At 65.2% G+C, this 10752-nt stretch carries 11 protein-coding genes; 9 read left to right on the forward strand and 2 right to left on the reverse strand.

Going from position 1 to position 10752, the window contains the following annotated elements:
• Window positions 1–128: 128 nt before the first annotated feature.
• The gene (locus Mlute_RS16175; RefSeq protein ID WP_245958956.1) at window positions 129–500 is read right to left on the reverse strand and encodes a hypothetical protein; all 372 of its coding nucleotides are present in this window, start codon (window positions 498–500) and stop codon (window positions 129–131) included.
• A 120-nt stretch (window positions 501–620) separates the two neighbouring features.
• Between Mlute_RS16175 and trxB the strand changes: the two genes are divergently transcribed.
• From trxB to Mlute_RS11930, 4 genes are all read left to right on the forward strand, one after another.
• Window positions 621–1559: a thioredoxin-disulfide reductase gene (trxB, locus tag Mlute_RS11915; protein WP_119360852.1), complete on the forward strand. Its 939-nt coding sequence runs from the start codon at window positions 621–623 to the stop codon at window positions 1557–1559.
• 6 nt (window positions 1560–1565) lie between these two features.
• The gene (locus tag Mlute_RS11920; RefSeq protein ID WP_119360853.1) at window positions 1566–2633 is read left to right on the forward strand and encodes an SLAC1 family transporter; all 1068 of its coding nucleotides are present in this window, start codon (window positions 1566–1568) and stop codon (window positions 2631–2633) included.
• 133 nt (window positions 2634–2766) lie between these two features.
• Complete coding sequence (locus Mlute_RS11925) at window positions 2767–3312, forward strand: TRAP transporter small permease subunit (protein WP_119360854.1); 546 nt, start codon at window positions 2767–2769, stop codon at window positions 3310–3312.
• Entirely contained in the window at window positions 3309–4808 is a 1500-nt protein-coding gene (locus Mlute_RS11930; RefSeq protein WP_119360855.1) for a TRAP transporter large permease, read from the forward strand. The genes Mlute_RS11925 and Mlute_RS11930 overlap by 4 nt, the downstream gene beginning before the upstream one ends.
• Window positions 4809–4852: 44 nt before the next feature.
• Here the strand turns inward: Mlute_RS11930 and Mlute_RS11935 are convergent, their stop codons facing one another.
• Entirely contained in the window at window positions 4853–5932 is a 1080-nt protein-coding gene (locus Mlute_RS11935; RefSeq protein WP_119360856.1) for a TRAP transporter substrate-binding protein, read from the reverse strand.
• A gap of 149 nt (window positions 5933–6081) precedes the next feature.
• Between Mlute_RS11935 and Mlute_RS11940 the strand changes: the two genes are divergently transcribed.
• From Mlute_RS11940 to Mlute_RS11960, 5 genes are all read left to right on the forward strand, one after another.
• Complete coding sequence (locus tag Mlute_RS11940) at window positions 6082–6858, forward strand: fumarylacetoacetate hydrolase family protein (RefSeq protein WP_119360857.1); 777 nt, start codon at window positions 6082–6084, stop codon at window positions 6856–6858.
• Window positions 6859–6867: 9 nt separating this feature from the next.
• Complete coding sequence (locus tag Mlute_RS11945; protein WP_119360858.1) at window positions 6868–8028, forward strand: aminotransferase class I/II-fold pyridoxal phosphate-dependent enzyme; 1161 nt, start codon at window positions 6868–6870, stop codon at window positions 8026–8028.
• 82 nt (window positions 8029–8110) lie between these two features.
• The gene (locus Mlute_RS11950; RefSeq protein ID WP_119360859.1) at window positions 8111–8479 is read left to right on the forward strand and encodes a hypothetical protein; all 369 of its coding nucleotides are present in this window, start codon (window positions 8111–8113) and stop codon (window positions 8477–8479) included.
• Complete coding sequence (locus tag Mlute_RS11955; RefSeq protein WP_220452080.1) at window positions 8472–9611, forward strand: glutathionylspermidine synthase family protein; 1140 nt, start codon at window positions 8472–8474, stop codon at window positions 9609–9611. The genes Mlute_RS11950 and Mlute_RS11955 overlap by 8 nt, the downstream gene beginning before the upstream one ends.
• Complete coding sequence (locus Mlute_RS11960; protein ID WP_119360861.1) at window positions 9608–10576, forward strand: potassium channel family protein; 969 nt, start codon at window positions 9608–9610, stop codon at window positions 10574–10576. Before Mlute_RS11955 ends, Mlute_RS11960 begins: the two co-directional genes overlap by 4 nt.
• The last annotated feature ends 176 nt before the right edge of the window (window positions 10577–10752 follow it).

The following is a 10752-nucleotide window of genomic DNA, read 5'->3' on the forward strand; positions in this document are numbered from 1 at the left end:
GGGGTGAAGCACCAGCATAAGGGCGCTGCGTGTTCAGCGAAGGGAAGGGTTAGACCTGAGCGCTCAGGTGGCCGCAGATTCAATCTGCCCGCGACCTTCGCAGGATACGAAGGTCGGAGGCCTTTCTTTCAGGCCTGGGGCGGTCCTCGGTTCAGCAGTGGAAAAACCGCGCTCAGGCGCGGTTTTTGAGGTTCTTGCAGGCCCCTTGTGCCCAGGGGTCGGGGGGTGGGTGCCGGAACCGCCACCAGCGGCAGAATTCCGTCGCTGAACCCTCCGAGGATGCAAAGGGGGCAGTGGGGCGTGTGGGTGTGGCTGGGGGAAGGGGCCGGCTGGGGCTGGGCGGACCCGGGGTGGAAGGTGCAGATATCCCCGGGCAGGAAGCCAACCGGCAGCGCTTGGCTTTTCGGATCGCGCAGGGCGTATTGGCTCGAGACCAAAAGCACCAGCCCCGCCAAGGCCCAGGCCAGGAGGGGATGCCGGAGGGGGGCTCGAGCCGGCATACTTGAAAAGCAGTATAGCCGCCCGCCCACGGGGGAAATTTGTCCCGCCATATATCCCTAGGGGGTATGCTATACTGGAGTAGGACGTGACCGGCGTATGCTGGTAGAGGAGACCTTGCCATGAGCCAGACCTACGACGTGGTGATCATCGGGGGTGGTCCTGCCGGCCTCACCGCCGGCATTTACACAGGCCGGGCCAGCCTCAAGACCCTCATCCTGGAAAAAGGCCTGCCCGGAGGGCAGATCGCCCAGACCGAGGAAGTGGAGAACTACCCCGGCTTCCCCGAGCCCATCAGCGGGGCCGAGCTCTCCGAGCGCATGGTGCAGCAGGCCAAACGCTTTGGGGCCCAGATCGTGATGGACGAGGCCCAGGGTATTGAGAAGACCCCCGAGGGCTTCGTGGTGCGGGGCTACGAGCAGGACTACCGGGCCCGGGTGGTCATCCTGGCCACCGGGGCCAACCCCAAAAAGCTGGGCGTGCCCGGCGAGGAGAAGTTCTATGGCCGGGGGGTGAGCACCTGTGCGACCTGCGACGGCTTCTTCTACCGGGGCAGGGAAGTGGTGGTGGTAGGCGGGGGCGACGCCGCGGTGGAGGAGGGGCTCTTCCTCACCAAGTTCGCGAGCAAAGTGACCCTAGTGCACCGCCGCGACACCCTCCGGGCCAACAAGACCGCGCAGGCCCGGGCCTTCGCCAACCCCAAGATGCACTTTATCTGGGATACGGTGGTGGAGGAGATTCTGGGCGAGGAGACCGTGAGGGGGGTGCGCCTTCGGAACCTCAAGACCAACGAGGTCTACGACTACCCCACCGACGGGGTCTTCGTCTTCATTGGGCATGAGCCCAATACCGGCTTCCTGGGAGGTCTGGTGGAGCTGCGCCCCGACGGCTACGTGGCGGTGCGGGACGAAATCTTCACCTCAGTGCCGGGTCTTTTTGCCGCCGGAGACGTGGCCGACCCCATCTACCGCCAGCTCTCCACCAGCGTGGGGGCCGGCACCCGCGCGGCCATGATGGCCGAGCGCTACCTGGCCGAGCAGGAGCACGCCGCCGCGCACTAGGAGATTATGGAACCCGCTCTCCCGGCCCGTCCCAGCGTGCGCTACCTGAACCCGGCCTGGTTCGCCTCGGTGATGGGCACCGGGGTATTGGCCCAGGCTTTGGCCCAGTTTGGCCTGGTGGGGCTGGCCCTCCCGGTCTACTGGCTGGCCCTTTTGGCCCTGCTGGCCCTCTTGGGGCTCTATCTGGCCAAGCTCCTGCGTCACCCCCAGGCGGCGCTTTCCGACCTGCAGCACCCCCTGCTCTCGCAGATGCTGCCCACGCTCCCCATCGCCCTCTTGGTGATGAGCCTAGCCACCCGGGCGCTGCCCTTGGGGCCGTGGTCGGTGCCCCTGGGCCAGGGGCTCTTCTGGGTGGGCATGGTGCTCATCTTTTTGGTGGGCCTGCTGGTGGTGTTCGTGGTGAGCACCCGGCTCAGGCTCCCCCTCGAGGCGGCCAGCGGGGCCTGGTTCATTCCGCCGGTCTCGGCGCTGCTGGTGCCGATCACCGCCGGGGTCTGGCTCGAGACCTTCCCTCAGGTCTGGCAGCGGGAGGTCTGGGTGGCAAGCGGGCTTTTTCTGGGTGTGGGGTTCTTTCTTTTCCTTTTCGTGCTGGCGAGTTTTTTACAGCGCATGTACGCCCACGGGCGGCTCGAGCCGCACCTTTTGCCCTCGGTCTTCATCGGGCTGGCCCCGGTGGGCCTTCTGGTGCTGGCACCCTGGCGCTGGCTCGAGGGCGGGGCGCGGGTGGGCTTGGTGCCGGAGGGTTGGGTTTCGGCTTGGCCGGTGATTGGGCTCGCTATCTGGGGCCTGGGGTTGTGGTGGCTCTTCTACAGCCTGGCCCTGCTCTTGGATACGCTTTTGGTGGCCTGCCGCCGCGCGCAGTTCCACTTTGCCCCGGGTTGGTGGGGGTTTGTGTTCCCGCTGGGGGCCTTTACCCTCGCCACGCTAGCCCTGTCCAGGGCACTAGAATCAGCCTTCCTGGGCAGCCTGGCCTGGGTGCTGCTATGGCTTCTCGGGGTGTTCTGGCTCTGGGTGATGTTTCACTCGCTGCGAGCTTGGGCTGGCCTGGGGGCGCTGCAGTCGCCTAAGGCCTGAGGATGGGCGTTTCAAGGAGCCTGGCCACTTTTCCGAACCGGTTCCACCAGGCGTAGGAAAAACGCCTTACTGGGCGCATTGACACCCACCCCCTTCCCGGGTAGGATGGGGCCGATTTTCTTGTGGGGTCAAAATGCGCTTTCTTCTAGGTTTGTCTCGATCCATAGACGCCCTAACAGAAGGGATGGGCCGACTCGTGGTCTGGTTGGTCTTGCTGGTGGCTCTCCTCTCCGCGGGCAACGCCATCCTGCGCTACAGCTTTAGCTATAGCTCCAACGCCTACCTCGAGGCCCAGTGGTACATGTTCAGCCTCATCTTCCTTCTAGGCGGGGCCTATACCCTACGGCACAACGCGCACGTGCGCATAGACCTCCTCTTTGGCCGCTTCAGCCGCAGGGCCCAAGCCTGGATTGACGTGGTGGGCACCCTGTTCTTCCTCCTGCCCATGGCCCTCGGGGTGCTCTACCTGGCCTGGCCCTGGGCCATGAACGCCCTGGCCATCCGGGAGATGTCCCCCGACGTGGGGGGCCTACCCCGCTGGCCCATCAAACTGGCGGTGCTCCTAGGCTTCGCCCTTTTGCTCCTCCAGGGCGTTTCCGAACTCATCAAACGCATCGCCTTCCTCACCGGGCACCGCCCGAGCCCCTGGGACGAGGAGGAACAGGAGGGGCTAAAATGAGCCTGGAAAGCCTCATGCCCCCCCTCATGTTCCTGGCCCTCATCGTCTTTTTGCTTTCCGGCTACCCCGTGGCTTTCTCCTTGGGGGCGGTGGGCATCGTCTTCGGGTTTTTGGGTATCGCCCTGGACCTTTTCCCCGCACCTCTGCTCCGGGCCATGCCCGACCGCATCTTCGGTATCATGTCCAACCAGCTCCTCCTGGCCATTCCCTTCTTTACCCTAATGGGCATCATCCTGGAAAAAAGCGGCCTGGCGGAGGACCTCTTGGACACCATGGGCAAGCTCTTCGGGCCCTTTAGGGGCGGGCTTGCTCTGAGCGTGGTCTTCGTGGGGGCTATCCTGGCCGCCACCACCGGGGTGGTGGCGGCGAGCGTGATGGCCATGGGCCTCATCTCCTTGCCGGTGATGCTCAAGTACGGCTACAACCCCCGCTTCGCCAGCGGGGTGATCCTGGGCTCGGCTACCTTGGCTCAGATCATCCCCCCAAGCGTGGTCCTCATCGTTTTGTCGGACCAGCTCGGGGTGAGCGTGGGGGACATGTACCGGGCGGCCCTGATCCCAGCGGCGCTCACCGTGGGCCTTTACTTCCTCTATGTGGTCTACGTGGGGTTATTCCGCCCCGGGTGGGCCCCGGCCCTGCCACCGGAGGCCCGCCCCGAGGCCGGCAAGGAGGGCCAGGCGGTCTTCGCCCTCCTCTCCTACCTCCTGGTGGGGGTGGGGGCCTGGCGGGTTGGGGAGTTCTTCCACTTCCCGGTATGGTTGGAAGGCTTGGAGGTCCTCCTGGGCCTCGCCCTCTGGACCCTCCTTCTCCTCCCTTGGATCCGCAAAAACCCCCTCCTCCGCCGGGCCCTCCTTTCCATGGTCCCACCCTTGGTCCTCATCTTCCTGGTCCTGGGCACGGTGCTCATTGGTCTGGCCACCCCCACCGAGGCCGGGGCCATGGGGGTGTTGGGGGCCCTTTTCCTGGCTGCCCTCAACCGCAGGCTTTCCTTCCCCGTGCTCTACAGGGCCATGGAGGGCACCGCCCGGCTCACCGCCTTCGTCATTTTCATCCTCATCGGCTCCACCCTCTTCAGCCTGGTCTTCCGCGGCGTGGACGGGGACCTCTGGGTAGAGGGCTTTCTCACCGGCCTGCCCGGAGGCGAGGGGGGCTTCATCCTCTTCGTCATGGTCCTCGTCTTCCTCCTGGGCTTTTTCATTGACTTCTTTGAGATCGCCTTCATTGTCCTGCCCCTCCTGGCCATCGGCGCCGACGCCCTGGGGATTGACAAGCTGTGGTTCGGCCTTTTGGTAGGGGTGAACCTCCAGACCTCCTTCCTCACCCCGCCCTTTGGCTTCGCCCTCTTCTACCTCAGGAACGTGGCCCCCAAGGAGGTGAAGACGGCGGACATCTACCTGGGGGGCATTCCCTTTATTGCCCTCCAGCTCCTGGTCCTTCTCCTCACCTACCTCCTCCGCGAGCCCATCCTGGCCTTTGTCCGGGGCGCGGGGCTCTAAAAAAAGCCCCCGGGGGAAGCCCCGGGGGCACCTTCTTGCCGGGATTAGGAAGCGGGGAAGGCAAACTGCTCGTAGCCGAGTTCCGCCACCCCAAACCAGCGGTACTGCTCCTCGCGGAAGGCTTTCCAGGCGGTGTAGACCTTGCGGTAGGTGGCGTCCTTGGCCGCCTCCTCCTCGTACCATTCAAAGGCTGCCCTTTGCGCCGCCCGCATGACCTCGGCAGGCCACTTGCGGAGGCGCACCCCAGCCCGGATGAGGCGCTGCAGGGCGGGGGCGTTCACCCGGTCGTACTTGGCCATCATCCACAGGTTGGCCTCTGCCGCCGCCGTCTCAAAGGCCTGCTGGTACTCCTTGGGTAAGCGCTGCCACTCCCGGAGGCTCACGTAGAAGGAGAGCATGGGCCCGGGCTCGTGCCAGCCAGGGTAGTAGTAGAAGCGGGCCACCCTCTGGAAGCCTAGCTTTTCGTCGTCGTAGGGGCCCACCCACTCGGCGGCGTCCACCACGCCCCGCTCCAGGGCCGGGTAGATGTCCCCGCCAGCGATGACCTGGGGCACCACCCCCAGGCGGCTCATCACCTGGCCCCCGGGGCCGGGGATGCGCATCTTGAGGCCCCGGAGGTCCGCCGCGGTGTTGATTTCCTTGCGGAACCAGCCCCCCATCTGCACCCCGGTGTTGCCGCCTGGGAACTGGATGATGCCGAAATCGGCGAAGATGGGGCGGAAGAGCTCAATCCCACCCCCGTGGTACATCCAGGCGTTCTGCTGCCGGGCGGTGAGCCCGAAGGGTACCGCGGTGTCAAAGGCCAAGATTTGGGCCTTGCCCACGAAATAGTAGCTGGCGGTGTGCCCCACCTCCACCGTGCCCTGCTGTACCGCGTCCATCACCTGAAGGCCGGGCACGATCTCCCCCGCCTGGTAGGCCCTGATCTGGAAGCGGCCCCCGGTGAGGGCAGAGACCCTTTCGGCCAGCACCTCCGCCGCCCCGTAGATGGTATCGAGGCTCTTGGGAAAGCTGGAAGCGAGACGCCAGCGCACCTGAGGCTGGGTCTGAGCAAAGACCGGGCCGAAGGCCGTGCTGGCCGCCACGCCGATACCCGCCTTTTTCAGAAATTCGCGTCGCTTCATTTAGACCTCCTTGTGGGTCGTGGGGATTATACCCTACCGCAGGGTGAGAAGCGCAAGTCTAGCGGGCTTCAGACGGGTTTGGAAGGGATTCTTCGTTTTTGAGACCCAGTGCAGGGGAGGTTTCCAAAAGGGGTTATACTCTAGCCACTATGAGGCTGGTTCGCTTTGACGCAGGTCGGTGGGGGATTTTAGAGGGGGAGAGCATACAGGAGACCGACGGCCCGGCGGGCAACCCCACGGGCCGTCGGTTTGACCTAGGGGGGGTGACCCTTCTGGCCCCTGCCACCCCCAGCAAAATTGTTTGTGTAGGGCGCAACTACCTGGACCACATTCGCGAAATGGGCCACGACTTCGGTGGCGACCTGCCCAAAGAGCCGGGGCTTTTTCTAAAAGGCCCCAACGCGCTGGCCCACCCGGCCAACCCGGCCCGGCCCTACCAGTCGGGCGATGTGGTGCCTTACCCCAGCTTTACCCGGCTTTTGCACTACGAGGGTGAGCTGGCGGTGGTCGTTGGGCGGCGCATGCGGGGTGTACCCGAGGAGGAGGCCTTGGACTACGTGTTGGGCTACACCTGTGCGCTTGATGTAACCGCGCGGGATGTGCAGAAGACCGACCTGCAATGGGTGCGGGCCAAGTCTGCGGACAAGTTCTGTCCGCTGGGCCCCTGGTTGGTCACCGCCCTTGACCCCCAGAACACCACCCTGCGCACCTACGTCAACGGCGAGCTGCGCCAGGAGGCCCACACCAGCCTGATGATTTTTCCGGTAGCTCGAGTGCTTTCCTACATCAGCAGCTTTATGACCCTCGAGCCGGGCGACGTGGTGCTCACCGGCACCCCCGAGGGGGTGGGCGAACTCAAGCCGGGGGACCACGTGGAGGTGGCCGTTGAAGGAATCGGTGACCTGCACGTGCGGATTGGGAGCTAGGAAAGAGGCATGTTTCGCTCTCGCAGAACCCCCAGAGGCAGCGGGGTCTTCCTGGAGATGGATGCGGCCAAGGCCCAGGCCCGTGCCCAGGGGATGGAGGTGGTTGACCTTTCCATCGGGGCCTCTGACCTCCCCCCGCCCCCAGAGGCGCTGAAAGCCCTCAAGGAGGCGGTGGACGACCCCTCTACCTACGGCTACTGCCTCAAGTCGGGGACGCTTCCCCTGCTGGAGGCGGCCGTGGCCTGGTACGCCCGGCGCTACGGGCTCGAGCTGGACCCAAAGCGCGAGGCCCTGGTTCTCATTGGATCGCAGGAAGGGCTGGCGCACCTGCTCTTGGCCGTTGCGGACCCGGGCGATGGGCTCTTGATGTGTGAGGTGGCCTACCCCTCGTATTTTGGGGCGGCCCAGGTGGCCGGGTTGGAGACCCACTTGATGCCTTTGGGGAAGGACCTATTGCCTGACCTTTGGGCGGTGCCGGAGGGGGTGGCCCGGCGGGCCCGGGCCCTGCTGCTCAACTACCCCAACAACCCCACCGCAGCCTTGGCCTCGGGGGAGTTCTTCGCCGAGGCGCTGGCTTTCTGCCGGCGTTACGACCTGCTCCTCATTCACGACAACCCCTACCTCGACCAGGCCTTAGAGCCCACCCCCTCCCCCTTGGCCCTGCCCGGCGGGCGGGAGCGGGTGGTGGAGCTTTTTAGCTTTTCCAAGAGCTACCACCTGGCCGGGTTTCGCCTGGGCTTTGCCCTGGGAAATGCCGAGGCCATCGCAAGCCTGGAGGCCCTCAAGGCGCCTATAGACTTTAACCCTTACCTAGGGGTCCAGCGGATGGGCATGGCCGCCCTGCAGATTCCCGAAGAACGCCTTCGGGCCGATGCCCAGACCTGGGCCCGCCGCCGAGAGGCGATGGTGGAGGCCCTGGCCCAGCAGGGATGGGAGGTCTCGCTGCCCAGGGCAGGGATGTACCTTTGGGCCAGGCTTCCCCCGGGGTGCCCGCTGGACGACCTAAGCTTCACCAAGGAGCTGGTGGCCTCTACTGGGGTGGCCCTCGCACCGGGCCGGGCCTTTGGGCCGGGTGGCGTGGGGCACGTGCGGTTTGCCCTGGTGCATCCTGAGGAGGTGCTCTGCCAGAGCGCCCAGCGGATAGGGGCGTTCATCCGGCGGTGGGGCTAGGCTTTGGGCTGTGCATTTGGCACAAGGGCTCCTGGGGGCCCCACCTAGAATGGACCTTAGGTTTGGGAGGTGCCCTTGGCCTATGAAGCGCAGCCGGTACATCTACCTGCTGGCCGCCAGTACCCTTGGCCTGGGGGCCTGCAGCGACTACCAGGAGCCCCAGGGGGTGGCCTATGCCAGCCAGCAGGCCTGTGTGGAGGAGTGGGGTGAGGAATTCTGCTGGGAAGAGGAGGGCCTGGAGCTGGACCTGGATGGCAAGAAGCGGTACGGGGCCAGCTACTACTACGCGGGGGGTAAGGTCTACGCCTACAACAAGCAGAAGGGGCAGTATCAGCTTGTTCCAGCCGGCGCGGGTATCTACCGCAACCCCGGCATGGTTCCCGTGAGGAGCACTGGGGTGCGCACCGGCGGCTTTGGCAGCACCGCCCGGGGTCTGGGGGTAGGTGGCTAGGGTGCGTCGGCTTCGGGTAGCCCCTCGCCCTGGTTGGAAGGAGAAGGTAGAGGCCTTGGGGTTTGACTTCCATACCCACCTGCAGGTGAGCCCTCCCCAACCCTACTGGGACGAGACGGCCTGCTACGCCTTTGATATGGGGGAGATAGAGCGCCTCGAGGCGGCCACCGCCGAGCTGCACCGCATGGCCCTGGAGGCCGCGGGGTATGTCGTGGCCAAGGAGCGCTACGCCCAGCTGGGGATTCCCCCGCATTGGTGGGGCCTCATTGAGGCGAGCTGGCGGCGCGAGGATTTCTCCTTGTACGGCCGCTTTGACCTGCTCTACGTCCCTAAACAGCCCCCCCGGCTTCTCGAGTACAACGCCGATACCCCCACCACCCTGCTGGAGGCGGCGGTGGTGCAGTGGTTTTGGAAGGAGGAGGTCTTTCCCAAGGCCGACCAGTGGAACCGCTTGCACGAGGCGCTCATTGAGCGCTGGGGGACACTTTCCCCTAGGACACTCCACTTCACCTATGCGGGGGGCTCCCTAGAGGATCAGCGCACCGCCGAGTACCTGGCCGACACCGCCGCCCAAGCCGGCCATCATGTTCACCTCCTTCCCATTGAGGCCATCGGTTGGGATGGCCTGCGCTTTTTAGACGAGGAGCTAAGGCCCATCCAGACCATTTTTAAGCTCTACCCTTGGGAGTGGTGGCTTCAGGAAGAGTTTGGGGTCCACCTGCTGGAGGAAACCTTCCGTCCCATTGAGCCGGCCTGGAAGCTGCTCCTTTCCAACAAGGGTCTCTTGGCCATCCTGTGGGAGCTCTTTCCCGGGCACCCCAATCTCCTTCCGGCCTACTTCAAGCCCGAGCGGCTGGCCGGGCCGATGGTGCAAAAGCCCCTCTTTTCCCGTGAGGGGGCCAACGTCTCGGTTTGGGAGGGAGGGGCGGTCCGCCTGGCGACGCCTGGCCCTTACGGAGAGGAGGGTTTTGTCTACCAGGCCTACTGCCCACCCCCGGTCTTTGATGGTTACCACCCGGTTCTGGGGGCCTGGGTGGTGGGGGGTGCGCCGGCCGGGATGGGCCTTCGGGAAGATCAAGGCCCCATCACCCAGAACGCCTCCCGTTTTGCCCCGCACATCATTGAGGTATGACCACCACCGATACCGTAGACTTCCTCCGCTACTACGCCCCGCAGTCCGGCCTGATAGGGGCGGCCTGCACAGCCCTTCTGTTCTTCCTGGCCCTTGCCCTAAAGCGGCGCTACGGGGCCCTTCGGCCCATTCTGGTAGACATTCTGGACGGCGGGGGTACCGCTACCCAGGCGGCGGCCTGGGGGGTGCGCTTCCTCACCCTCCTTACCCTCCTCTCGGTGCTGGCCATCATCCTAGAGACCGAACCCAGCGTCTACCTGGCCTACGGGGGTTTGCTGATGGGGGTGGAGGTCTTTGCTCTGAGCGTCTTTACCCTGGAGCTCTTGCTGCGGCTCTACTTGGCGCCAGAGATAACCGGGGAAAGGGACCGCCTTCAGGCCACCTGGCGCTACCTCAAAAGCCCCATGGGCCTGGTGGACCTGCTCACGGTGCTGCCGGGCTGGTTTTTCTTCTTCCCCGGCTCGGAGCAGCTTGTGGCGGTGCGGGTGCTTCGGGTGCTGCGCCTGCTGAAGCTGGGTCAGTATGCGGAGGCCTTGGGGCTGCTTGACGATGTGCTGCGGCAGAAGCGGGACTTGCTCCTCACCACCGTCACGCTGGCCTTCGTGGTGCTGGTGCTGCTTTCCACCCTGATGTTCGTGCTGGAAGGCCCCTACCAACCGGAAAAGCTCGGTTCCATCCCCCAAGCCCTTTGGTGGGGTATGGTGACCATGGCGACCATCGGCTACGGCGATGTGGTTCCCATAACCCCGGCGGGCAAGCTCCTCTCGGGGCTGGTGGCCTTTTTGGGAATCGGCCTCTTTGCCCTGCCCACCGCCATTTTGGCCACCGGGCTGCTGGAGGTGCTGCAGCAACGCAAGGACCCGGTTCGGCAGGTGCTGGAAGACCTCCTGCAGGCCCATCAGGAGGGAAGGCTAGGGGAGGACAGCCCCTTGTGGCAGGAGGCGAAGAGGGTGCTGAAGCAGTAGTGGCTCAGCTTTGGTAGAGCTCGAGCAGCTTCTCCACCGCCCGCGCGTACCCCGTCTGGTAGGCCTCCATTCCCGGCTGGGCCGGTGGTGAGGGAAGCTCCGCAGGGGCGGTGGCCAGCAGGGCCTGGGCCACGTCCGGGTAGACCCCAGCCCCCACCAGGGCCAGAATGCCGGCC

This window comes from Meiothermus luteus (genome assembly GCF_003574085.1).
GTDB lineage: Bacteria > Deinococcota > Deinococci > Deinococcales > Thermaceae > Meiothermus > Meiothermus luteus.

Coding starts and splice junctions, on each gene's coding strand:
- Mlute_RS11960 (WP_119360861.1), top strand. CDS start 9,608: ATGACCACCACCGATACCGTAGACTTCCTCCGCTACTACGCCCCGCAG.
- Mlute_RS11950 (WP_119360859.1), top strand. CDS start 8,111: ATGAAGCGCAGCCGGTACATCTACCTGCTGGCCGCCAGTACCCTTGGC.
- trxB (WP_119360852.1), top strand. CDS start 621: ATGAGCCAGACCTACGACGTGGTGATCATCGGGGGTGGTCCTGCCGGC.
- Mlute_RS11940 (WP_119360857.1), top strand. CDS start 6,082: ATGAGGCTGGTTCGCTTTGACGCAGGTCGGTGGGGGATTTTAGAGGGG.
- Mlute_RS11945 (WP_119360858.1), top strand. CDS start 6,868: ATGTTTCGCTCTCGCAGAACCCCCAGAGGCAGCGGGGTCTTCCTGGAG.
- Mlute_RS16175 (WP_245958956.1), bottom strand. CDS start 500: ATGCCGGCTCGAGCCCCCCTCCGGCATCCCCTCCTGGCCTGGGCCTTG.
- Mlute_RS11935 (WP_119360856.1), bottom strand. CDS start 5,932: ATGAAGCGACGCGAATTTCTGAAAAAGGCGGGTATCGGCGTGGCGGCC.
- Mlute_RS11925 (WP_119360854.1), top strand. CDS start 2,767: ATGCGCTTTCTTCTAGGTTTGTCTCGATCCATAGACGCCCTAACAGAA.
- Mlute_RS11930 (WP_119360855.1), top strand. CDS start 3,309: ATGAGCCTGGAAAGCCTCATGCCCCCCCTCATGTTCCTGGCCCTCATC.
- Mlute_RS11920 (WP_119360853.1), top strand. CDS start 1,566: ATGGAACCCGCTCTCCCGGCCCGTCCCAGCGTGCGCTACCTGAACCCG.